Source organism: Nocardia sp. NPDC020380 (assembly GCF_044386975.1).
GTDB lineage: Bacteria > Actinomycetota > Actinomycetes > Mycobacteriales > Mycobacteriaceae > Nocardia.
In genome coordinates this window covers 177,126-199,191 of record NZ_JBIRVQ010000001.1, presented here as the reverse complement: position 1 = coordinate 199,191, position 22,066 = coordinate 177,126, and the positions used below count along the sequence as shown (strand labels likewise).

At 68.3% G+C, this 22,066-nt stretch carries 23 protein-coding genes; 15 read left to right on the top strand and 8 right to left on the bottom strand.

What is annotated here, in order from left to right; genetic code table 11:
* Positions 1-3 precede the first annotated feature (3 nt).
* The 7 genes from ACH438_RS00870 (at position 4) to ACH438_RS00840 (ending at position 7,321) form a co-directional block, all read left to right on the top strand.
* Positions 4-579 carry a suppressor of fused domain protein gene (locus ACH438_RS00870; RefSeq protein ID WP_396999705.1) on the top strand — a complete coding sequence of 192 codons (576 nt, stop codon included), beginning with the start codon at positions 4-6 and terminating at the stop codon, positions 577-579.
* 31 nt (positions 580-610) lie between these two features.
* On the top strand, positions 611-1,465 hold the full coding sequence (locus tag ACH438_RS00865; RefSeq protein ID WP_396999703.1) for a PHP domain-containing protein: 855 nt from the start codon (positions 611-613) through the stop codon (positions 1,463-1,465).
* A 10-nt stretch (positions 1,466-1,475) separates the two neighbouring features.
* Positions 1,476-1,742, top strand: a complete 267-nt coding sequence (locus ACH438_RS00860) for a hypothetical protein (protein WP_396999701.1) — start codon at positions 1,476-1,478, stop codon at positions 1,740-1,742.
* 50 nt (positions 1,743-1,792) lie between these two features.
* Complete coding sequence (locus ACH438_RS00855) at positions 1,793-3,361, top strand: FAD-binding protein (protein WP_396999699.1); 1,569 nt, start codon at positions 1,793-1,795, stop codon at positions 3,359-3,361.
* Positions 3,362-3,981: 620 nt separating this feature from the next.
* Positions 3,982-5,190: an NADP-dependent malic enzyme gene (locus tag ACH438_RS00850; RefSeq protein ID WP_396999697.1), complete on the top strand. Its 1,209-nt coding sequence runs from the start codon at positions 3,982-3,984 to the stop codon at positions 5,188-5,190.
* A gap of 290 nt (positions 5,191-5,480) precedes the next feature.
* A complete protein-coding gene (locus ACH438_RS00845; RefSeq protein ID WP_396999695.1) occupies positions 5,481-6,665 on the top strand; it encodes a sensor histidine kinase in 1,185 nt (394 codons plus the stop codon).
* The gene (locus tag ACH438_RS00840) at positions 6,662-7,321 is read left to right on the top strand and encodes a response regulator (protein ID WP_396999693.1); all 660 of its coding nucleotides are present in this window, start codon (positions 6,662-6,664) and stop codon (positions 7,319-7,321) included. The genes ACH438_RS00845 and ACH438_RS00840 overlap by 4 nt, the downstream gene beginning before the upstream one ends.
* Before the next feature lie 70 nt (positions 7,322-7,391).
* Here ACH438_RS00840 and ACH438_RS00835 read toward each other — a convergent pair whose 3' ends face one another.
* The 7 genes from ACH438_RS00835 to ACH438_RS00805 all read right to left on the bottom strand — a co-directional run bounded on the left by ACH438_RS00835 (position 7,392) and on the right by ACH438_RS00805 (position 13,354).
* Entirely contained in the window at positions 7,392-7,718 is a 327-nt protein-coding gene (locus ACH438_RS00835) for a hemophore-related protein (RefSeq protein ID WP_396999691.1), read from the bottom strand.
* Between the two features lie 124 nt (positions 7,719-7,842).
* Complete coding sequence (locus ACH438_RS00830; protein ID WP_396999689.1) at positions 7,843-9,219, bottom strand: ATP-binding protein; 1,377 nt, start codon at positions 9,217-9,219, stop codon at positions 7,843-7,845.
* Entirely contained in the window at positions 9,216-9,890 is a 675-nt protein-coding gene (locus tag ACH438_RS00825) for a response regulator transcription factor (RefSeq protein ID WP_396999687.1), read from the bottom strand. The genes ACH438_RS00830 and ACH438_RS00825 overlap by 4 nt, the downstream gene beginning before the upstream one ends.
* A 46-nt stretch (positions 9,891-9,936) precedes the next feature.
* Positions 9,937-10,617 carry an ABC transporter permease gene (locus ACH438_RS00820; protein WP_396999685.1) on the bottom strand — a complete coding sequence of 227 codons (681 nt, stop codon included), beginning with the start codon at positions 10,615-10,617 and terminating at the stop codon, positions 9,937-9,939.
* Positions 10,614-11,297: an ABC transporter permease gene (locus tag ACH438_RS00815; RefSeq protein ID WP_396999682.1), complete on the bottom strand. Its 684-nt coding sequence runs from the start codon at positions 11,295-11,297 to the stop codon at positions 10,614-10,616. Before ACH438_RS00815 ends, ACH438_RS00820 begins: the two co-directional genes overlap by 4 nt.
* A complete protein-coding gene (locus ACH438_RS00810; protein ID WP_396999680.1) occupies positions 11,294-12,442 on the bottom strand; it encodes an ABC transporter ATP-binding protein in 1,149 nt (382 codons plus the stop codon). Before ACH438_RS00810 ends, ACH438_RS00815 begins: the two co-directional genes overlap by 4 nt.
* 15 nt (positions 12,443-12,457) lie before the next feature.
* A complete protein-coding gene (locus tag ACH438_RS00805; RefSeq protein WP_397000703.1) occupies positions 12,458-13,354 on the bottom strand; it encodes an ABC transporter substrate-binding protein in 897 nt (298 codons plus the stop codon).
* A gap of 243 nt (positions 13,355-13,597) precedes the next feature.
* Between ACH438_RS00805 and ACH438_RS00800 the strand changes: the two genes are divergently transcribed.
* The 5 genes from ACH438_RS00800 to ACH438_RS00780 all read left to right on the top strand — a co-directional run bounded on the left by ACH438_RS00800 (position 13,598) and on the right by ACH438_RS00780 (position 18,045).
* Entirely contained in the window at positions 13,598-14,587 is a 990-nt protein-coding gene (locus tag ACH438_RS00800; protein ID WP_396999678.1) for a glycine betaine ABC transporter substrate-binding protein, read from the top strand.
* Between the two features lie 166 nt (positions 14,588-14,753).
* Entirely contained in the window at positions 14,754-14,918 is a 165-nt protein-coding gene (locus tag ACH438_RS00795) for a hypothetical protein (protein WP_396999676.1), read from the top strand.
* A gap of 83 nt (positions 14,919-15,001) precedes the next feature.
* Positions 15,002-15,862: a Crp/Fnr family transcriptional regulator gene (locus tag ACH438_RS00790; RefSeq protein WP_396999674.1), complete on the top strand. Its 861-nt coding sequence runs from the start codon at positions 15,002-15,004 to the stop codon at positions 15,860-15,862.
* 52 nt (positions 15,863-15,914) lie between these two features.
* Positions 15,915-16,421 (top strand): hypothetical protein, encoded by a 507-nt coding sequence (locus ACH438_RS00785; RefSeq protein ID WP_396999672.1) that lies wholly within the window; start codon positions 15,915-15,917, stop codon positions 16,419-16,421.
* 1 nt (position 16,422) lies between these two features.
* Positions 16,423-18,045, top strand: a complete 1,623-nt coding sequence (locus ACH438_RS00780) for an MFS transporter (RefSeq protein WP_396999670.1) — start codon at positions 16,423-16,425, stop codon at positions 18,043-18,045.
* Here the strand turns inward: ACH438_RS00780 and ACH438_RS00775 are convergent.
* A complete protein-coding gene (locus ACH438_RS00775) occupies positions 17,998-18,627 on the bottom strand; it encodes a TetR/AcrR family transcriptional regulator (protein WP_396999668.1) in 630 nt (209 codons plus the stop codon). The genes ACH438_RS00780 and ACH438_RS00775 overlap by 48 nt on opposite strands.
* An 87-nt stretch (positions 18,628-18,714) precedes the next feature.
* Between ACH438_RS00775 and ACH438_RS00770 the strand changes: the two genes are divergently transcribed.
* Genes ACH438_RS00770 through ACH438_RS00760 form a run of 3 tightly spaced genes read left to right on the top strand, consistent with a single transcriptional unit; the run spans position 18,715 to position 21,997 of the window.
* Positions 18,715-20,217, top strand: coding sequence for a flavin-containing monooxygenase (locus tag ACH438_RS00770; protein ID WP_396999666.1), 1,503 nt, complete (start codon positions 18,715-18,717; stop codon positions 20,215-20,217).
* A 25-nt stretch (positions 20,218-20,242) separates the two neighbouring features.
* Positions 20,243-21,073, top strand: coding sequence for an SDR family NAD(P)-dependent oxidoreductase (locus ACH438_RS00765; RefSeq protein WP_396999664.1), 831 nt, complete (start codon positions 20,243-20,245; stop codon positions 21,071-21,073).
* Between the two features lie 9 nt (positions 21,074-21,082).
* Positions 21,083-21,997 carry an alpha/beta hydrolase gene (locus ACH438_RS00760; protein ID WP_396999662.1) on the top strand — a complete coding sequence of 305 codons (915 nt, stop codon included), beginning with the start codon at positions 21,083-21,085 and terminating at the stop codon, positions 21,995-21,997.
* The last annotated feature ends 69 nt before the right edge of the window (positions 21,998-22,066 follow it).

Here is a 22,066-nt window from a genome sequence, read left to right as displayed (position 1 = left end):
TCCATGGACGTGCTGGACAAGGTCCGGGCGGGCGTGCTCGGGCATTTCGGTGTGGATTCCGCGGATGTGGCGTCGGTGACCTTCCTGGGGCTGGAGCCGATCGACATCCTGCGTATCCCGGACGGTGAACTGGTCCACTATGTGACGCTGGGCGGCTCCCGGCATCCGATGACGGATCCGGCTGCGGCACTGGCCGATCCGGTGCGCGGACCGCGCGCGGAACTGGCGCTGACCCTGCTCGGCGGGGTGGGCGCGGGTTCGGGCCTGACCCGGGCCCTGGGTGTGCTGGCGGCCGCGCCCGCGGTGGAAGGTGTTGTGCTGCAACCGGATGGGCTGCTGGATCTGGGGGAACCCCTGTGGTCCGGTGCGTCCTTCACGGCGGTATTGCTGGGCGCCGCCGATATTCCGGAGGTGGAGTTGCCGGAACCCGCTGAGCCCGTGCGGTTCCTGACGGTCACGCCGATCACGGCGACCGAGGCGGCGTGGGTGCGGGTACGCGGGGCGTCGGCCCTGCGGGAGGCATGGCGGGAGGCCGATATCGACATCCGCGATCCGGCCCGCGGCGCGGCCTCGCTCTAGTGCCGGCCGGTGCACAGGCAAGATGGACCGTGTGCGCATCGATCTCCACACCCATTCCACTGCCTCGGACGGCACGGACACCCCGGCCGAGCTGATCGGTAAGGCCGCGGCCGCCGGTCTCGACGTGGTGGCTCTGACCGACCATGACACCACCGCCGGCTGGGCCGAGGCGGTCGAGGCGCTACCTCCGGGGCTGACGCTGGTGCGGGGCATGGAGATGTCGTGTGTGGGGGACGGGGACGACGGCTGGCCGGTCCCGGTGCACCTGCTGGCGTACCTGTTCGATCCCGCGGACGAGTCCTTCGCGCTGGAGCGGGAGCGCCTGCGGGCCGAGCGCATCGTGCGGCTGCGGTCCATGGCCGAGCAGATGGCCGCCGACGGCCTGCCCGTCGATCCCGATCGGGTGATGGCGTCGGCGGGTCCCTCGGCGGGTCGCCCGCATCTGGCGCGGGCGCTGGTCGAGGCCGGGGTGGTGCCGAGTGTGGACGCGGCCTTCCAGGATCTGCTCGCCCCGCACGGCCGGTACTACGTGGAGAAGGCCGACACGCCGCTGCGGCGGGCCGTGGAGATGGTGGCGTCGGCGGGCGGGGTGAGCGTGGTGGCGCATGCGCGGGCTCGCAAGCGTGGCCGCCTGCTGGCCCTGGACCACATTCGGGAGCTGGCCGAGCACGGTCTGGCCGGGCTCGAGGTCGACCACATCGATCACAGTCCCGAGGATCGCGCGGTGCTGGCGGGCCTGGCGGGCGAGCTGGGGCTGCTGACGACCGGCTCGTCGGACTACCACGGCGCGAACAAGACCATCCGGCTCGGTGAATTCACCACCGAGCCAACGCAATTCGAGGAAATTGTGGGCAAAGCGACGGGAGTGCCGGTGATCACCGCATGAGGCGGCCCGCATGAGGGTGCTGCGCGGGGTGAGCGGGGCGGTCGCGGGCGGGACGGTGGTACTGGCGCTGGTGGTGGCCGGGGCGGCGATCATGGGTTTGCAGCGGGGCTTCCCGGGGCCCGGCTGGGCGGATGCGGCGTGGCATCTGGCGGCCGCGGCCGGGGTGGTGTCGGCCCAGGTTTATGCGGATCGGCATCGTGGTTTCCGTACTTTTTGTGGATGTGTGGTCGTTTTCGCAATAGCCGGATGTCTGCTGTGGGCGCAGTGGTGGAATTGAAATACGCATAACGGTTGCGAGCAGTTGAACTTTCGCCGAACATTTCGGATGTGTCCGAATTCGAGGCGGATGTGCTGGTGCTGGGTGGTGGCCCGGCCGGAGCGTGGGCGGCGCTCGCGGCGGCGGCGACCGGAGCCCGCGTGCTCGTGGTCGACAAGGCGCGCTGCGGCTGCAGCGGGCCCACCGCGCGTGGCAGCGTCACGTTGTGGAACATTCCGGCGGGCCCGGCACGAGAGGAGGCCGTACGCCGGAACGTCGTGCTCAGCGGCGGCCTGGGCGACCCGGACTGGATGTACCGGGTGCTGGAGGAGACGCACCGGCGTGTCGGGCAACTCGTGCAGGGCGGCTTCCGCTTCCAAGGGGAACGCGCCAAGCGGCCCACCCGGGTCTATCTGGACGGCGCGAAATATCTGGGCCGGATGCGGCGCAGTCTCGTCGTCGCCGGGGTGCGGATCCTGGACCATCACCCCGCACTGCAACTGGTGACCGACGGCGACGGCGTGGTGTCCGGCGCGTCGGGGGTCGCCCTGCGCGGCGGATTCCGCAACTGGACCGCGCGGGCCAAGGCGGTGGTGGTGGCCACCGGCGGCTGCGCCTTCCTGTCCGGCGGCGCCGGCACCGATGTGGACACCGGCGACGGGCTGCTCATGGGCGCCGAGGCCGGGGCCGAGCTATCGGGCATGGAGTTCTCCAACGCGTATTCGCTGTCGCCCACGGCGAATTCGCTGCGGCCGATCGGCTCGCGCGGGCCCGTGGTCTTCGCCTCCGACCAGATCATGCACTTCGCGACCCTCTACGACGAATCCCTCGCGGTGCTGTGCGGGCACGGATCCGGTTCGCGCACACAGGCTTTCGCCGCCATCGCGGACGGCCGCCGGGTCTACGCGGCGCTCGACGAACTGCCCGACGCGGTACGCGCCGAACTGCTGCACCACGACGGGCCCAACCCCACCGGCCGGGTGCCGCTGCGCGCCGTGCTGGAGGGCACCGTCCGCGGGACCGGCGGCCTGCGGCTGGCCGGACTCGATTGCGCCACAACGGTTCCCGGACTGTACGGCGCCGGTGATGTCACCACCCGCGAACCGGTCACCGGCGCGGTCAGTGGTTTCGGCGGGCAGAACGGCGCCTGGGCCATCTCCTCCGGGGTGTGGGCGGGCGCGGGCGCCGCGGCGTTCGCCGGGACCCGGCGCAAGCTGGCCAAGCCGCGGCCGGTGCCCGGCGCGGGGTTGAGCCTCAAATCGCGGATCGATCCGCGGGCCGTCGTCGGCCTGGTACAGGAGCACACCCTGCCGCTACGGCGCAGTTACTGGCGCAGTGACGGCAGTCTGCGTGACAGCATCGCCGAACTCGACGGCCTGTGGCCCGCTACCGAATTCGATCTCGGCGGCTCCGGCGCGGACCGCCTGCCCGCCCGGCAGGCCGCCGCCCTGCTGGCGGTGGCGCGCTGGACCAAGTACTCGGCCCTGGCCCGCACGGAGACGCGCGGCATGCACCGCCGCACCGATCACCCGGATCCGACCACCGATCTCCGTCTGCGGCTGCTCTCGGGCGGCGTGAACACGGTCTGGGTGCGCCCGGACCCCGTCGAGTCGGCCGCGCCCGAGGCCGCGCCGGCCTGAGTGCGGCCCGCCCACGTCCGGGTGGGCCCGGCCGGGGGTGAAGCTCCGCCGGTTTCGCTTCGGCCGTCGCTGTCCGGCCGATCGCCCGGCGGCGCGAGGTCACCTCACCGTCGCGGGTGCAACCCTGCCTGACACCTCACCGCGCCCGGTGCGACCGCGTTGTGACAGTTCACCGGAATGGCTCTCCGACAGGGGAGTTTCCGTTCATCTCTGCGTGATTCGCGTCGCCTACCCTTCGATGATGGTGCGGCGGCGGGACGGCCCGAGGGGCGATTTGGCACCCCGTCGCAGCTACTGGCAGAATGGTTCGATCCCGGCCGCAGCCACCGCCCGGCCAGGGAGACTCGGTGATCACGATCCGCGACTCGCGGGGTCGTTCCGCATCACCCCGGCGACAGGACCCACCCGTCCGGTTCACGCTCGGCGAGCTGTGCCGCGCTACGCTTCTCCGCGATCCGTATTACTTTGTCCCGTAGCCACGATGTGGTGGCATGGGTTTCACGGAAACGGTTCGTCGTGAGGTTGTCCGGTGCGCCCGAATAGAGCACTGAAACCCTAATTTCCTATTACCGAACGGTAACCGTCAAACGGTTGAGTCCGCACCGAGATGGAGTGAAATCGTGTCATCCGTGACTGAAGCAGTGAATGCCCCCACGGCCCCGTCCGCGAACCTGTCCGACATCACCACGGAAGAAATTTTCGCCGGTCATCTTGGCGGCAAGCTTTCGGTCGAACTCACCGCGCCCCTGGACACCCAGCGCGATCTGTCCATCGCCTACACCCCGGGTGTGGCGCAGGTCTGCCGCGGCATCCACAAGGACGAGTCGCTGGCCAAGACCTACACCTGGGCCGAGCGCCTGGTGGTCGTCGTCTCCGACGGCACCGCGGTGCTGGGCCTCGGCGATATCGGCCCGCGCGCGTCGCTGCCGGTGATGGAGGGCAAGGCGGCGCTGTTCAAGAAGTTCGCCGGGCTGGACTCGATCCCGATCGTGCTGGACACCAAGGATGTCGACGAGATCGTCGAGACCCTGATCCGGCTGCGCCCGAGCTTCGGCGCGGTGAACCTGGAGGACATCTCCGCGCCGCGTTGTTTCGAGATCGAGAAGCGGGTCATCGAGGCCCTCGACTGCCCGGTCATGCACGACGATCAGCACGGCACCGCCATCGTGGTGCTGGCCGCCCTCAAGGGCGCGGCCGCGGTGCAGGGTCGGGACATGTCCGGCCTCAAGGTCGTGGTGTCGGGCGCCGGCGCGGCCGGTGTGGCCTGCACGGACATCCTGCTGGCCGCGGGTGTCTCCGACATCGTGGTGCTGGATTCGAAGGGCATCGTGAGCAAGGATCGCGGCGACCTGAACTCGGTGAAGGCCGAGCTGGCGCAGCGTTCCAACCCGCGCAATGTGACCGGTGGCCCGGCCGAGGCGCTGGCGGGCGCCGATGTGTTCCTGGGTCTTTCGGCGGGCACCATCGCCGAGGAGCTCATCGCCTCCATGGCGCCGGAGTCCATCGTGTTCGCCATGTCCAACCCGGATCCGGAGATCCACCCCGAGGTGGCGCGCAAGTACGCCGCCATCGTGGCGACCGGCCGCAGCGACTTCCCGAACCAGATCAACAATGTGCTGGCCTTCCCCGGCGTGTTCAAGGGCGCGCTGGATGCGGGCGCGCGTCGCATTACCGAGGGCATGAAGGTGGCCGCGGCCGAGGCGATCTTCGGTGTGGTCGCGCACGAGCTGTCCGTCGACAAGATCATCCCGAGTCCGCTGGACCCGCGGGTGGCGCCGGCCGTCGCCGAGGCCGTGGGCGCCGCTGCCCGCGCCGAGGGCGTCGCCTGATTTCTCGCAGTTCCCGACTCGGCCCCCGCACGGAAATCCGTGCGGGGGCCGAGTTTTTCTGCGTGTCGTAGTCTTCCGGTCGGCCGGCGGTCAGCGTCGCGACAAAATATATTTCGATCACGCTCGCTGGATTTCGGTATTAGGACATCGCGGACGAGTCACGCGAGTTCCGTGTAGTTCACCTTGATGAACATCCGGTCTCGAATGGGGAAGGCCGCACCGCAATTCGCATTCACGGAATCCGTGTCCCCCACACGGGGGAGCGGGGTCCCGCGAGGTACCGTCGCGCCATGGATGTCACCCGCTCGCTCGCCCGCCAGTCCATGGTGGTGGCGGTGGCGGCGGCGCTCGTGGACGGGGCGCAGCTGGTCATGTGCGGGGCGTTCGGCGCGGGACCGGTGCTGGCGGCCGTGCTGCTGATCGCGGTGGTGTGCGCGGATCTGGCCCTCGCGGCGGCGCCGTCGACGACGCTGGTGGTCACGGTGCTGCAGGTCGCCGTGAAGGTCTCGGCGGGCATCTTCGTGTACGTGCACGGTTTGCAGGCCCGCGTCTCGGATGTGGGCTTCCTGGTGGCCGGATATCGGGCGGGTGCGTGGCTGGCGGGCCTGCCGTCGGTGTCCGCCGTGGTGCTGCTGGCCGCCGGGGCGGCCGCGTCGAACGTACTGATGGGTGGTCCGCCGTCGAAGGATTGGCGGCTGGTGCTCATGACGGTGGGCACCGGCGTTGTGCCCTGGCTGGTCGGCCGGTACACGGCGGCGCGCGGCGCCTACATCGCCGAGCTGGAGCAGCGGGAACGCCTGCGGCAGCAGGAACATCGGGCCGCGCTGGATCGGGCGCTGACGGACGAGCGCGAGGCCATCGCCCGGGATCTGCACGATGTGATCACCCATCACGTGAGCGCCATCGGGATTCACGCCGGGGTGGCGCGAATGGCCTTGGGCCGCATCGACACCGACGCGGCGACGCGGTCCCTCACCGCGGTGGAGACCAGCAGCCGGGCCGCCATGGTCGATCTGCGGCGGCAGCTGGACCTGCTGCACGGCCGCGACCAGGCGGGGGAGCGGCAGCCCGGGCTGGCCGATATCGACGATTTGGTGCAGCGGGTGCGGGATGCGGGACTGCCGGTGCGCGTGGAGTTCTCGGGTGAGCCGCCGGTGCTGCCGGAATCGCTGGACGTCATGCTCTACCGGGTCGTGCAGGAGATGCTGACCAACGCGCTGCGGCACGGGCTCGAACCGGCGCGGCTGGCCATCGGTTACCGGCCGACCCGGGTCGAGATCCGCGAGACCAACCCGATCGCCGCGGACGACGCCCCGGTGCGGAACGGCGCCGAACTGCCGGGCGGCACCGTGCACCGCGGCCTGGAGGGCATCCGGCGGCGGGTCGAATTGTTCGGCGGCACCGTGGAATACGGTGCCGGCCGGACCGGAAACAGCTGGGACATCCTGGTTTCGGTACCGATCGGAGCGGCATGAGCATTCGGATCCTGATCGCGGACGACCACACGGTTTTCCGTTCCGGCCTGCGGGCGGTGGTGGACGCGCATCCGGATCTGGAATGCGTGGCGGAGGTCGGTGACGGCCGCGCGGCCATCGAGGCGGCGGCACGCATGCGCCCGGATGTCGCGATCCTGGATGTGCGCATGCCGAAGCTGGACGGGCTGGCCGCCACGGAAGCCATTGTGGCGGCGGGCGGTACGCGGGTGCTGGTGCTCACCACCTACGACAGTGAGGCGAACCTGTATCGCGCACTGTCCGCGGGGGCCAGTGGGTTCCTGTTGAAGAGCCTGCCGCCGGAGGAGCTGGTCGCCGCCATCCGGGTGGCGGTGCGTGGTGACGCGGTGATCGATCCGTCCATGACGCGGCGGCTGGCGTCGCGGCTGGCGGTCGGGATCGCCCCGCCGACCGAACCGCCCGAACTGGAGCAGCTCACCGCACGCGAGCGGGAGGTGCTGCTACTGGTGGCGGACGCGCGCAGCAACAGTGAGATCGCGGCCGCGCTCGGGGTGGGGGAGGAGACGGTGAAAACGCATGTCTCCCGGGTGCTTTCGAAGCTTTCCGTGCGGGATCGGATTCACGCGGTGGTGTACGCGCACCAGCACGGTCTGGTGAACGGCCCGGCGGACCAGTAGCGGCGGAGACGGGACCGGCGGGCATCGATCACGAAGATCGGTGCCCGCCGGTCGTTTCCGCGCATCCGGACTACTTGTGGCACGCCTGGCGGAAGGCGATGACGGCGGAGCGGGCGTCGTGCAGGCCCTGCCACTCGTCGGGGTGGGCCTGGCGGTAGGCCTGTCGTTCGGCCTTGCGCTGGTCCTTGGGCAGGCCGTGGATCTTCACCAGTTCGGCCTGCAGGTCCGGGTGGGCGCCCAGGTAGGCCAGGACTTTCGGCTTGCTGTCGGCGCGTGCGGCGGCCCGCGCCGCCGGGCTGCAGTCCGGTGCGTCGGCGTTCGCCACGCCCGGCACGGCCAGGGCGATGGTGGCGATGCCGGCGGCGCCGGCCAGGGCGGCGGCGATGGTGCGCTTCATTACTCACTCCTTCGTGACGGGGTTGTCCGCATCGAATCTGCCCGCGTCACCTGAAGATGCCCTGAAGCTTCCGGCTTCTTCAGCCGATCTTCAGCAATTGTCTGGCAATTGACTGAGTCCCAGGTCAGAGCGGTTCCTCGGTGAGCGGGAGGCGGAGGACGAACAATGCGCCACCGTGCCCGTTCCGGGGCTCCACACACGTGAGGTCGCCGCCGTGCGCGCGGGCCAGGCCGCGCGCGATGGACAGGCCGAGGCCGGAGCCGTCGGCGCGGTGATCGCGCGCCTGATCCAGCCGCACCAGGCGGTCGAAGACGCGTTCGCGATCCGCTGCGGGCACGCCGGGGCCGGTATCCGCCACGGCGAGTTCGGCGTAATCGTCGTCGCTGGTGACCTGGATGGTGACGGCGCCGCCGTCGGTCATGGCCTGGCAGGCGTTGGAGAGCAGGTTGAGCAGGATCTGGTTGATGCGTTCGGCGTCGGCGATCACCGGGGCGGTGGTGCCGTCGAGCCGGAACTTGATGTCCGGGTGCAGCATTCGCATACGGTCCAGTTGCGCGGCGGCCAGATCGTAGAGGCCGATGGGTTCGCGGCGCAGTTGCAGTCCGGAGTCGATACGGGCCAGATCGAGCAGGTCGTCGACGAGCCGGCCTGCGCGGTGGGCCTCCCGCACCAAAAGCAGGTGCATGCGCTGGATCTCTTCCGGGTCGGCGTCGGCGGGCTGCTGCACCACCGCCTCGGCGAGAGCGCGGATACCCGCGATGGGAGTGCGTAGTTCGTGCGCGGCATCGCCGACGAAGCTGCGGATGCGCTGCTCGGAGGCGCGGGCGCGGGCCTCCGCCTGTTCGGCCTGGTGCAGGGCCGCGGCCGTGGTGTCGAGCGCGCCCTCCAACTCGTCCAGCATCTCGTCGAACGCTTCTGCGGTGCGCCCCAATTCGGTATCGGTACGAGAGGGATTGAGCCGTTGCCCGCGCCGGCCGCGCGCGATATCGCGGGCCACCCGGGTCATCCCGTCCAGGGGCGCCAGTGCGGCCCGCACGCCGATCCAGAGCGCCCCCGCGATCACCACGATCGCGGTCGCGGTGGCGGCGGCCAGCAGCCAGGTGAGCCGGCGCTGCACCCGGGTCAGCAGCGGCGTGTCGATCTGCAGCGTGAGTTTGGCGTGGTCGATTTCGCCCGGACCGGTGAGCTGGACCCGCCGGGTCTTGACCGCGGATTCATTGGCGTGTTCCAGGGACAGGCTGCCGAACGCCTGATTGTCGGCGAGCACGAGCCGCGCGCGCACCGACCGATTGTCCACCCGCTGGATCAGTTCGGTAGGTGAAATATCTTCTTGTGCAAGCTGTCTCGCGAGCTGGATGCGATCATTGAGCAGTGTGGTCTCACTGCGGTTGACCACCACCCCGAACAGCGTGTGCACGACGATCGCGACCAGTACGAGCACCGCACCGGACACCAAAACGGATGTCCAAGTTACGCGATGCCGCAGCGAAACCGTATTCACCGGTCACCTATCCGCAGCGTGTACCCCAGCCCGCGCACGGTATGCAGCAACCGCGGCCCGTGCTCCTCCAGCTTGCGCCGCACCGCACTCACATTGACCTCGACCAGATTCGGATCGAAGTTCTCATACCCCCACACAGCAGTGAGTATCTGCGTCTTGGTCACCACCCGATCCCGATGCGCAGCGAGATAAGCCAGCAACTTGAACTCGGTGGCAGTCAAAGGAATCGGCACCGTCTTCCGGTGCACGGTCCCGGTATCCACATCGATCTCCATGTCGCCCACCGTGATCCGCTTCTGCAGCCGCCCCATCCGCCGCAGCAGCGCATCGATCCGCGCCACCAACTCCACCAGCTCGAACGGCTTCACCACATAGTCATCGGACCCCGCCCGCAACCCCCGCACCCGATCCTCGACCCCATCCCGAGCCGTCAACATGACCACCCCCGCCGCCGACCGCGCCCGCACCGACTCCAGCAGCGCGAACCCGTCCCGCCCCGGCAGCATCACATCGAGCACCACCACATCCGGCCGGAACTGCGCGAGATCCTGCTCCAACTGCCCCCCATGAGCCCGATCCAGCACCTCGTGCCCCGCGGCACTCAACCCCGCGGCGACCGCCGCCCGAATAGCTTCGGCGTCTTCGATGACAAGTATCCGTCCCGGCTGCACCTGGCCATTCTGCTGCGTCCGAGCTGAAGATTTCCTGAAGGTTGGATCACCGGGAGCGAGCGAGCTGCAGACGGCCGGTCCCGGGCACGCTCAGCCACACCGCGAACGCCAGCATCGTGTCGAGTGCCAGGGCGAGGGCGGCTACCAGGATGGCGCCTACCAGGACCTGGTCGTAGCGGTAGAGGCTGATGCCGTCGAAGATGTAGCGGCCCAGGCCGCCGAGGTTGGTGTAGGCGGCGATGGTGGCGGTGGCTACTACCTGGAGGGTGGCGGCGCGGAGGCCGGTGAGGAGGACGGGGAGGGCGTTGGGGACTTCCACTCGGAGGAGGATCTGCCATTCCTTCATGCCCATGGCTCGGGAGGCGTCTACGACCGTCGGGTCGACGTTGGCGATGCCGGCGTAGGCGCCTGCCAGGAGTGGGGGGATGCCTACGGTGATGAGGGCCAGGATCGGGGGGATGAGGCCGAGGCCCAGGCCCAGGACCACGAAGGTGAGGACGCCCAGGGTGGGGAGGGCGCGCATGGCGTTGGCGAAGCCGACTATGAGGGCCGAACCGCGGCGGGTGTGGCCGATCGGCAGGCCGATGGGGAGGGCGATGGCCGCGGAGAGCAGCACGGTGAGCAGGCTGTACCAGAGGTGTTCCAGGATCCGCTTGCCGATGCCGGTGGGGCCGGACCAGTTGCCGGCGGTGGTGAGGAAATGCCAGGCATCCACGAAAAGGTTCATGCCGCAGCGCCTTTCAGGCGGCCGCCGAGACGGGACCAGGGGGCGCCACCGGTGTGCAGCCAGGGGGTGGCGAGGCGGCCGAGCACGTACAGCAGGCGGTCCACGATCAAGGCCAGCACCAGGACGACGATGATGCCGGCCAGGATCTCGTCCGGATAGTCGCGCTGATAGCCCTGCGTGAACAGCTTGCCGAGGCCGCCCACGCCGATCACCGCGCCGACCGTCACCGTCGAGATGTTGGTGACGGCCACGACCCGCAAGTTTGCGATGAAAACCGGTATGGCGAGCGGGAATTCGACGGTCAGCACGCGCCGCCACCGGGTGAAGCCGATGGCGTCGGAGGCGTCCAGCACGGTGTCGGGCACCGAGTCCAGGGCATTCGGAACCGCGGTCACCAGCAGGGCCACGGAGTAGACGGTCAGCGCGATAACGACATTCAGCGGATCGATGGTGGCGATGCCGACGATCGGCGGAATGATCACGAACAAGGCCAGTGAGGGAATCGTGTACGCGATGCTGGCCAGGGTGGTGGTGCCGCGCCGCAGCCAGCGCATGCGATGCGCCAGCGCGCCGAGCGGGACGGCGATGAGCAGTCCGATCAGCAGCGGCAGCAGCGCGAGATACAGGTGGGTGCGGGTGTATCCCGCGATATCGCCGAAATTGTCGAGGAGATACTTCATCGGTCGGCGTCCTCGAAGAACGCGCGATTGCGTCGCTCGTCCTCGGCGGTGCGCTGCAGCGACAGTTGCTGCAGTACCTCGCGGGCCAGTACGCCGCCGATCACCGCGCCGGAATCATCCACGGCCACACCGATTTCCGAGGGCGAGGAGATGGCGGCATCGAGGGCCTGCCGCAGATCCCCGCCCGGCGGGAACAGCGATCCGCCCGCCGCGATGCTGTCCGCGAGCCGATGCCCGGCCCGCACACCCTCCACACCGGTGGTGTCGATCCAGCCGACCGGATGCTTGGAACCGTCCACGACCAGCCGCCATTCCCCCTTGTCCAAACGGATTCCGGCTACCTGTTCGGCGGTGATCAACGGAAGTTCGTGCACGGGAACGGCTTCCGCGGGCCGGAACGACAGTTCCCGATACCCGCGGTCGCGCCCCACGAATCCGGCCACGAAATCCGTTGCGGGCTGCGACAGTACGCGCTGCGGCGGATCGAACTGCTGCAGATGCCCGCCGGGCCCGAACACGGCGAGCCGGTCACCGAGTTTGATGGCCTCGTCGATGTCATGGGTGACGAAGACGATCGTCTTGCGCAGTTCCGCCTGCAGCCGCTGCATTTCGTTCTGCAGTTCGGCACGCACCACCGGGTCGACCGCGCTGAACGGCTCGTCCATGAGCAGGATGGGCGGGTCGGCCGCCAGCGCCCGGGCCACGCCCACCCGCTGCTGCTGCCCGCCCGACAACTGCGCCGGATAGCGTGCAGCCAGACCGCGATCCAGCCCCACCCGATCCAATACTTCGAGCGCGGTCTGGCGCGCCGCACGCCGCGACTGTCCTTGCAGCACCGGCACCGTGGCGACATTGTCGACGACGGTGCGGTGCGGCAGCAGTCCGGCGTTCTGGATGACGTACCCGATGTTCAGCCGCAGCTTGACCGGGTCACCCTTGGAAATATCCTGTCCGGCCACGGTGATGGCGCCCTTGGTGGGCGTGACCATGCGGTTGATCATTCGCATGGACGTGGTCTTGCCGCAGCCCGACGGTCCGACGAACACGGTGAACGAACCCGATTCGATGCGCAGGTTCAGATCGTGGACGGCGGTGGTGCCGTCCGGGTACGTCTTGGTGACATTGCTGAATTCGATGTCGGACACCGTGTTCCCCCTTGCTTACGCGACCGGCTTGTCGAGTCCCTGCGCCTGCACCCACTGCTTGGCGGCCGCGGCGGGCTCGGTCTTGCTGGCGCCGGAGACGGCGGTGTTCAGCGAGATCAGTTCGGCGGTGGTGAGTTTCGCGGAGACGGCGTTCAGCACCTTGGTGAGCTTGTCGCTCTTCTTCGCGGTGTTGTACAGCGGCACCACCTGCTGGGCGGCGAAGTTGTGCTTCGGATCGGTCAGCACCACCAGGTTGTTCTGGGCGATGGCGGGGGAGGTGGTGAAGATGTCGGCGGCCTGCACCTGGCCGTCGGTGAGGGCGCGCACGGTGGCGGGGCCGCCGCCGTCGGAGATCGGCACGAAGTTGGCGGCGGCGATGTCGAGGCCGTAGTTCTTCTTCAGGCCGGGCAGGCCGCCGGGGCGTCCGGTGAATTCGGGTGGGGCGGCGAGCTTCACGTCGGCCGAGTGCGGGGCGAGGTCACCGATGCTGTGCAGGTTCCACTTGTCGGCGGTGGCCTTGGTGACCACGACCGCGTCGGAGTCCTCACCGGGGGCGGGGGTGGCGACGGCGAGCTGGTCGCCGAGGGCCTTGGCGAGGGCGGCGTCCACGTCGGCGGGGGAGGTGGCGGTGGCCGACTTGTCCAGGTACTGCAGCAGATTGCCGGTGTAGTCGGGGATCACGTCGATGGCGCAGGAGCGGACGGCCGGGACGTAGGCTTCCCGGCTGCCGATATTGAGTTTGGTGTCGATGCTGAATCCGTTGGCGCGCAAGGCTTCCGCGTACACGTCGGCGACGGTCTCGGATTCCGGGAAGTTGGCGGACCCGACGGTGAGCTTGTTGCTGTCGCCGGAACAGGTGCCGCTGCCGCTGCTCAGTGGGTTGGAGCTGTTGCCGCAGGCGGTGAGTGCCATGGCGGCGGCGAGGGCGACGGAGGCCGCGAGTATCCGCAGCACGGTGCGGGCGGTGCGCCGGCCCTCGGTGCGGGTGGTGATGAGCTGGTGCACTGTCGTCCTTCCGAGCGGGGATGCCTTGCGGGTCCGCGCGGATGTACCCGGACGGACCCAGTTGTTCATACTGCCTGTTCTGTCCCGTCTGCGCGGCTTACCGTGGGTCGGTTTCGCGTTTCCGTGCCGCGAGACGGCAGACTGTTGCGCGTGTTCGGCAGAACAGACCCTTTCGCGCGCACTGATCGCAATGTCCGGCGGACCGGCTCCGCGTGGTCGCGCCGCGCGCTGTCCGCGGTCGTGCTGGCGACGGTCGCGGTGTTGTCCGCGGCGTGCGGCAGCAATTCGTCCGGCCCGGTGCTGGCTGTCGGCGCGGGTGACACTCCGCAATCCGATGTGCTGGCCGAGATCTACGCGCAGGCGCTGGCCCGCACCGGCGCGACCGCGGTCGTCAAAACCGGTATGGGCAACCGCAAGGACCTGCTCGCGGCTTTGGACGCCGACACCATCGTCGCCACCGGCGACGTGAACGGCGACCTCCTCACCTACCTGGACCCCACCGCCACCGCCCGCAAACCCGACGGCGACACCCCCGCCGTCAGCGTCACCCGCGCCCTGAATGCCGCTCTCCCCGAGGGCCTCATAGTCTCCGACGCCGCCGACGGCACCGACCTCCGCCCCACGGTCGTAGCCCTCACCACCCGCACCACCGAATTCCCCGCCACCCTCAAAGATCTCGCCCCCCGCTGCGAAGACCTCACCTTCGGCATCTCCACGGCCCCCGCCTTGGACGCCATGCACGCCCCCTTGGATCTCGACCGTGACGTCCGCACCCCCTTGGATTCGGTCTACGGCTGCAAAATCACCCACCCCATCACCTACACCACCGACGCCGACCTCATGAAGGCCCTCTCCACCGGCGAAGTCCAACTCGGCGTCCTCTCCGGCCCCCCGTCCTTCCTCCCCGACGGCGGCGTAGACCTCACCCCCGTATCGGACCCCGACTACGCCTTCCGAGCAGCCAACGTCCTAGCAGTAATCCGCAAGGGCGCCCTCACCGACACCCAACTCCGCAAACTCGACTACGTAGCAGGCGAACTCACCACCCCCGACCTCGCCGACATGATCCACCAGATCCGAGACAGCCACGCCATCCCCTCCTCCGTAGCTCGCACCTGGCTCGACGACCACGGCCTCTGAGTTCTGCACCGCAACCGAATTCGAGGGTGTTCGCGGATCCGCCTCGAGCGAAGGCGGTGCTGTTCACTCGAATGTTCGGTGGGACGACTGATTTTTCAGGTGTTCGGGGGGCGGGGCGGTGGCAATCTCGGGGTGATCCATCGGGATCGTCGGGAGGGAGATCGCAATGCAGACGTTCGAACGGAACGGGGTGGTCACGGCCGATCAGCTGTATCGGTGGCTGGTTCGGGCGCACAGTCCGCTGGCGGCCGCGCTCATGGCCGCGGCCGTGACCGGGGAATGGCCGCGGGGGCACTCGTACACCGAAGGGTTGATGCTGGGGCGGAGGTAGGGCGGAATCGGGTCCGTGGTCAGTCGATGCGCCTACCGTGGAGGGTTCGGGGACAGCTTCCATCCAGGACACGGAGCTGGGATATGTACAAACCTCCGCCGGTCGACTGGCTGGACAATTGGCCTTGGCCGGAGCGCACCTTCATAGCCCGTCTGCGGCCGCCGTCACGGCGGCGGCTGCTCGGGCTCGGGACGCAGAGTCTGCGGCTGCCGGGGAACGTGCTCTCGCATTACGGTGATTCGGATACCAGCGTCTATCTGCTGCGGTCCCGCGACAAGGCGGTGTCGGCGTGCGCGAAGATCACCAATGCGGACGGAAAGCTGTTGGCTATCAGGGTGAGTGGCGATGTCATCGGTGAGCTCGCGGCGCTCGAGCCCCGATCGCTGCGGTCGGCGACGGTGACCGTCTGCACCTCGACGATCGTGCACCGCATCCCGGGCGCGGAGTTCGTGCGATTCCTCGACAGCGCAGATCACCCGGACGGCTGGCAGACCCTGTGCCGGACCATCGCGGACCGGCTGGCCTGGGCGGATCAGCGCCGCCTCGACTTCGGCGGCTATTCGGTGCCGGTCCGGGTGGCGCGGTTACTGGTCGAGTTCGTGGCGTCCTATGGCCGCCGCACGCCGCCGACGGCCGACGGAAACGGTTGCGACCGGGGCACTGTCGTGCCGGTCGAGGCCTGGGAGATCACGCTCCGGCTCTCCTACGAGGAGCTGGGCAATCTGGTCGGGGCGCGGGTCGACGCCGTCGGCCTGGCGATGCGGGAACTGCGCGAGCGCGGCCTGGTGTGCCTGCGCAACCGGCACCTCCTGGTCCTGGACCTGGAAGGTCTACGGCAGTTCGGCGTGCTGACCGGCAACGGCCCGTCGAACCCGGTTTCGGCCGCCGGACGCCCGCGGCGGATACCTGCCGATCCAGGCCCAGCGGTCGGTAAGGGCGAGTAACCTGGGTTTTGTTGATCATTCATGCCGGTCTGTCACCAAGGGAGGACGAGGCATGTTGAAGAGGTTCGTCGTATCCAAATCCCTTGCGGTCTGCGCACTTACGGTGCCGCTGCTGGCCGCCTGCGGGGTATCGGCCAAGGAGCCGGAGACCGCACACAACACCACCCTCGCGACCACCGCGCAGAGCGCTTCGACACCCGCGATCACGGACGCGTATCAGAAGTTCTTCGACGGCAGCACCAACGCCGACCAGAAGATCGCACTGCTCGAGAACGGGCAGGCATTCGCGGACACCATTCGGGGACAGGCGAATTCGCCCATCGCCAAGGGCACGAAGGCCACCGTGTCCAGCGTGACTGATGCGGGACCGAACAATGCGAACGTGGTGTTCACCGTCTCGCTGAACGGCACTCCCGCACTGCAGGATCAGCCGGGCAGCGCCGTGAAGGTGGACGGGAACTGGAAGGTGTCGGCGTCCACCTTCTGCGCGTTGCTCAGCCTCGAAACGCAGGGGAAACCGCCCGCACCCTGCTCGGCTTCGACCACGCCGACCAGCTGACATGCGCGTCGCAGGGTTGGGCAGCGACGCGGAGACCGCCGCGCCCAGGTCCGGGATAGCGCTGGCCACCGTCACCGCGGTGCTGTTCGTGACGTTCCTGGACACCACGATCGTCAGCGTCACGCTCGGCAATGTGCAGTCGGACCTGCATGCGGGCGTGGTGTCACTGCAGTGGGTGGTGAACGCGTACACGCTGGTGTTCGCGAGCCTCATGCTGACGGCCGGATCGCTGGGCGACCGCTGGGGCCGCAAGCGCGTGATGATCGCCGGCTTGGCGGTTTTCGCGGCGGGATCGGTGTTGTCGGCGCTGGCGCCGACGGTCGCGGTGCTGATCGCGGGCCGCGCGGTCATGGGTCTGGGTGCGGCGGCGTCGGAACCCGGCACGCTGTCGGTGATCCGGCACGTCTACCCGGATCGGGCGCAGCGGGCGCGGGCGCTGGGCGCGTGGGCGGCGGTGTCCGGGCTGGCGCTGGCGATGGGACCGGTGATCGGCGGCCTGCTGGTCGGGGCGTTCAACTGGCGGTCGATCTTCTGGTTCAATCTGGCGGTCGGCGTGGTGGTGCTGGCGGCCGCGCTGCGTTATGTGCCGGAATCCGCTGACCCGCAACCGGGTCCGGTGGATCTGCTCGGATTCCTTTCGGGTTCGGCGTTTCTCGCGTGCGTGATCTTCGCGGGTATCTCGGGCGAGACGGTGGGGTACGGCGCGATCTCGGTGATCACCTTGTTCGTGATCGGCGGCGTCGCGTTCCTGATCTTCCTGTTCGCCGAGTTCCGGGCACGTAACCCCATGTTCGACTTCCACTACCTGAAACGCCCGATGGTGCGCAGCGCGTTGATCGTGGCGTTCGCCGTCTACTTCGGGATCTTCTCGATCTTCTTCTTCACCGCCCTGTATCTGCAAGAGGTGGTTGGCTATTCGGGCTGGCGTACCGCGGCGGTGTTCGCGCCCATGGCGATCGCCATCATCGTGGGCTCGCTGTTCGCGGGTTTCTGGGTGGCGCTGCGTGGTTCGCGCACGCCCATGATCACCGGTTGTGTGCTGGGTGCGGCCGGGATCCTGCTGACGCGGGCAATGATCGGTGTGTCACCGGATTTCGGCCCGCTGTCGCTGTCGCTCATGCTGGCGGGCTTGGGTTTCGGTATCGCGGTGGTGCCGTTGACGTCCGCGGTGCTGTCGGGTGTCCCGCCCGAGCATTCGGGTATGGCTGCGGCAGCGACGAATACGATGCGCCAGGTCGGCGCGGTGGTGGGTGTCGCGGCGCTGGGTTCGCTGGTGAATTCCTTCCTGAACGCCGATCTCGGCACGAGGCTGAATCAGCTCGGGGTCCCGTCGAGTTTCCAGGCGCTGGTCATCAATGCCATCGAGACGGGTCAGGTGCCCAATGGCGGTGATGCCGCCGCGTCGGCCCAGTTCGGCCCGATCGTCGGCAAGGTCATCAATGCCACCTATGCCGCGTTTCATCGGGGTCTCGATGTGGCCCTGCTGGTTTCGGCGGTCATGATGCTGCTGGCCGCCGTGATCACCGCGATCTCTTCCCGCGGCGACCGGTCCGGCTACGAGTTCGAGGCCCGCGGTTCAGGGCCGCAGGAGAGCGGCCGCGAGGTCGGCGTTGAGGGCCAGTGACGGCAGTGAGTCGACGAGCATGTCGACGAGTTGTTCCCGGCTGACGGGTTCTTCGCGCAGCCAGGTGAGCACGACTTCCTCGACGAACGCGATCCACCCGCGCACGGCGAGCGCCAGCCGCGGCCGATCCGGATCGTCGGCGAGGATGGGCGCCTCGGCGAGGATGCGGTCGGCGGTCGCGCTGCGCGCGTCGGCGACGAGTTCGGCCATCTCGGGCCGCGCGCTGACGGGCCCGCGCAGCAGGGCGTAGTACCCGAAGCTGTTCTGGCTGACGTAGTCGATGTAGCGCTCGACGGAGTCGCGCAGCATGGCGTACAGGTCGAGCCCGCGGTCGGGTGCGGTGCGTTCCAGGAAGTCGGCATTGGCCTGCCGCACGATGGCGAGCTGGAAGTCCTGTTTGGTGGGGAAGTAGTGGAAGAGCAGCCCGCGGGAGATGCCGGCGCGGTCGGCGATCTCGGTGATGGAGATGTCGTCGAGTTCGCGTTCGCGCAGCATGTCGACGCCGAGTGTGATCAACTGCTCGCGGCGCTGTTCGGGGGTGAGGCGAACGCGCTTGCCGCCGGTATCCGGTCTGCTGCTCACGCTGCGCTCCTTGGTCATCTGCCCAATCTTACTGAACGCGAGTCAATACTGTTGACTCCTGCTCAATAAGACCCTAGGCTCGATTGTATGAGTCGCAAGGTTACAGACAAAGCTGTCGGCAACCAGCCTGCCCGGCACTCCCATATCGTGATCGTCGGCAGCGGGTTCTCGGGCCTGGGTCTGGCCATCCGCCTGAGCAAACAAGGCCGCACCGACTACCTCGTCCTGGAGCGCGGCAAGGATGTCGGCGGCACCTGGCGCGACAACACCTATCCCGGCGCGGCCTGCGACGTCCCCTCGCAGCTGTACTCGTACTCGTTCGCGCTGAACCCCGACTGGTCCCGCTCGTTCTCCAAGCAGCCGGAGATCCAGCGCTACATCCAGGGCGTCGCCGACAAGTACAACGTCCGCGACAAGCACATCTTCGACTGCGATATGACCGGCGCGACCTGGAACACCGAGACCTCTCAATGGGAGATCCAGACCAGCCAGGGCCCGTTCACCGCGGACATCCTGGTCTCCGCCGTCGGCGCCCTCTGCGAGCCGAACCTGCCGGATATCAAGGGCATCAACGACTTCCAGGGCGAGATCTTCCACTCCGCCCGCTGGAACCACGACTCCGATCTCACCGGCAAGCGCGTCGCCGTCATCGGCACCGGCGCCTCCGCCATCCAGATCGTGCCGAACATCGCCGCCAAGGTCGCGCACCTGGACGTCTACCAGCGCACCGCGCCCTGGCTGCTGCCGCGCATGGACCGCCCCTACCTCGCCCCGGAAAAGCTGGCGTTCAAATACATTCCGGGCGTGCAGGCCGTCTCCCGCGCCGCCATCTACGCGGCCCGCGAGACCCAGGTGGTGGGCCTGGCCAAGTTCCCGCCCGCCATGCGCATCTTCGAAACCATCGCGCGCGCCAAGCTGTTCGCCGAGGTGCGGGATCCGGAACTGCGCCGCAAGGTCACCCCGAACTTCCGCATCGGCTGCAAGCGCATGCTCATCTCCAACGACTACTACCCGGCCCTGAGCCGCGACAATGTCGATGTCGTCACCGACGGCATCCAGGAGATCAAGCCCGGTTCGATCGTCACCAAGGACGGCACCGAGCGCGAGATCGACGCCATCATCGTGGCCACCGGCTTCCACGTCACCGATTCCCCGGTGTACGACACGGTTTCCGGCCGCGACGGCCGCACCCTCGCCGAGGTCTTCGACGCGGTCGGCCAGCAGGGTTACAAGGGCGCGGCCATCCGCAACTACCCGAACATGTTCTTCATGCTGGGCCCGAACGTGGGCCTGGGCCACACCTCGATGGTGTACATGATCGAATCGCAGATCAACTACATCGCCGACGCCATCGACCAGTTCGACAAGCTGAACCTGCGCACCGTCGAGGTCCGCCAGGACGCGCAGGACGCCTTCAACGCCGAACTGCAGCGCAAACTTCAGGGCGCGGTATGGTCCACCGGCGGCTGCGCCTCCTGGTATCTCGACAAGCACGGCAACAACACCACACTGTGGCCGGATTTCACCTTCCGATTCCGGAGCCTGCTCGAGAAATTCGATGTATCGGCCTATCAAACCGTTTCGGCCTGACCCGACCAATCAGAAAGTGGTAACCGTGAGCAACGATGCTTACTTCAAGGACAAGGTCTGCGTGATCACCGGCGCCGGCTCCGGCATCGGGCGCGCCCTGGCGGAGAACCTGGCCCGCCGCGGCGCCAAGCTCGCGCTCTCCGACATCGACACCGAGGGCCTCGCGGAAACCGTGCGGCGCTGTGAAAAGTACGGGGTCGAGGTCAAATCCGATCGGCTCAATGTCGCCGAACGGGAATCCGTGCTGCTCTACGCCGACGAGGTGAAGAAGCATTTCGGCAAGGTCAACCAGATCTACAACAATGCCGGCATCGCCCACCACGGCACCGTGCTCGATACCCAGTTCAAGGACATCGAGCGCATCATGGACGTCGACTTCTGGGGAGTCGTCAACGGCACCAAGGCATTCCTGCCGTACCTGATCGAATCCGGTTCGGGCCATGTCGTGAACATCTCCAGCCTCTTCGGCCTGATCGCCGTCCCGAGTCAGAGCGCCTACAACGCCGCGAAGTTCGCGGTGCGCGGCTTCACCGAGGCGCTGCGCCAGGAAATGATCATGAGCGGCAAGCCGGTCCAGGTCACCTGCGTGCACCCCGGCGGCATCAAGACCGCGGTCGCCCGCAATGCCACCGTCACCGACGGCCTGGACCAGAAGAACCTGGCCGCGCTCTTCGACAGCAAGCTGGCCATGCACACCCCGGAGATGGCCGCGCAGACCATCACCGAGGGGGTCCGCAAGGGCCACGGCCGCGTGCTCATCGGCTGGGAGGCAAAGGCTCTCGACCTGTTCGTGCGCACCACCGCCTCGTACTATCAGCGCATCGCCGCCGTGGTGCAGAAGCGCATCCTGCCGTAAGGACCGGTCATGTCACAGCTGACACTGCCCCTGCCACTCGCTCGAACCGTGCTGGGGCCGGTGTTCCGAGTACTGCTCAATGCCCGGGTGCCGTTCACGGTGCAGCGGGCCCTGATGAACGCCGGCGCGGCCGCGCAGGGCGGCCCGCGTGGCCTGCACATGGAGCGGGTCCGGCTGGGCGGGCGCCCGGCCGAACGCGTCACGGTCGGACCGGTTTCCGATTCCGCCACCGTGCTGTACCTGCACGGCGGCGGTTACACGGTCGGCTCGCCCGCCACGCATCGCGGGCTGGCGGGCTATCTGTCCCGTGAAACCGGTTGTCCCGTGCAGGTTCTGGATTATCGGCTGGCTCCGGAGCATCCGTTCCCGGCCGCCCTCGACGATGCCGAGGCCGCGTTCCTGGAACTGGTGGCCTTCGGCTACCGGCCGGAACGCATTGCGGTGGCCGGTGATTCGGCGGGCGGCGGCCTCTCCGTCGCGCTGGCCGAAAAGCTCAGGGACGTGCACGGTTTCGTGCCCGCCGCGCTCGGCCTGATCGCGCCGTGGACCGACCCCAACGAAATCCCGGAACAGGACAGCGATCTCGTCCTCACCCGGCCCTGGTCGCGGGCCTGCGCCGCCGCCTATCTGGGTGACGGTGACCCCTACGACACCGGGTACGCACCCCTACTGGCGGATCTGCACGGCCTGCCGCCCGTCTACGTGCAGGCCGATGTGGACGAACTGCTGCACGCCCAGTGCACCCGGTTCGTCGCGAAACTCCGCGAGGCCGGGGTGCCCGTGCAGTTCACCGAGAGCGTGGGGCTCTGGCATGTCGCCCAGTTGCAGGCCGCCCTCATCGGCCCTGCCGCCGAGGTGACGAAGGAACTGGGAGGTTTCCTTCGACAGGCACTTCGACCTGCGCAAACTCGGTCCATAGGATAGAGGGGGAAACTGCCGCCGGGCCGCCCGCGAACCTGTTCGGGCGGTCCGCCGGGAGTTGGCTGTGAGCGT

Bases quoted from the DNA above. Each gene is read 5' to 3' on its own strand.
- ACH438_RS00845 (WP_396999695.1), top strand. From the start codon at position 5,481: ATGGATGTCACCCGCTCGCTCGCCCGCCAGTCCATGGTGGTGGCGGTG.
- ACH438_RS00840 (WP_396999693.1), top strand. From the start codon at position 6,662: ATGAGCATTCGGATCCTGATCGCGGACGACCACACGGTTTTCCGTTCC.
- ACH438_RS00815 (WP_396999682.1), bottom strand. From the start codon at position 11,297: ATGAAGTATCTCCTCGACAATTTCGGCGATATCGCGGGATACACCCGC.
- ACH438_RS00780 (WP_396999670.1), top strand. From the start codon at position 16,423: ATGCGCGTCGCAGGGTTGGGCAGCGACGCGGAGACCGCCGCGCCCAGG.
- ACH438_RS00790 (WP_396999674.1), top strand. From the start codon at position 15,002: ATGTACAAACCTCCGCCGGTCGACTGGCTGGACAATTGGCCTTGGCCG.
- ACH438_RS00870 (WP_396999705.1), top strand. From the start codon at position 4: ATGGACGTGCTGGACAAGGTCCGGGCGGGCGTGCTCGGGCATTTCGGT.
- ACH438_RS00785 (WP_396999672.1), top strand. From the start codon at position 15,915: ATGTTGAAGAGGTTCGTCGTATCCAAATCCCTTGCGGTCTGCGCACTT.
- ACH438_RS00770 (WP_396999666.1), top strand. From the start codon at position 18,715: ATGAGTCGCAAGGTTACAGACAAAGCTGTCGGCAACCAGCCTGCCCGG.
- ACH438_RS00795 (WP_396999676.1), top strand. From the start codon at position 14,754: ATGCAGACGTTCGAACGGAACGGGGTGGTCACGGCCGATCAGCTGTAT.
- ACH438_RS00820 (WP_396999685.1), bottom strand. From the start codon at position 10,617: ATGAACCTTTTCGTGGATGCCTGGCATTTCCTCACCACCGCCGGCAAC.
- ACH438_RS00860 (WP_396999701.1), top strand. From the start codon at position 1,476: ATGAGGGTGCTGCGCGGGGTGAGCGGGGCGGTCGCGGGCGGGACGGTG.
- ACH438_RS00805 (WP_397000703.1), bottom strand. From the start codon at position 13,354: ATGGCACTCACCGCCTGCGGCAACAGCTCCAACCCACTGAGCAGCGGC.
- ACH438_RS00835 (WP_396999691.1), bottom strand. From the start codon at position 7,718: ATGAAGCGCACCATCGCCGCCGCCCTGGCCGGCGCCGCCGGCATCGCC.
- ACH438_RS00760 (WP_396999662.1), top strand. From the start codon at position 21,083: ATGTCACAGCTGACACTGCCCCTGCCACTCGCTCGAACCGTGCTGGGG.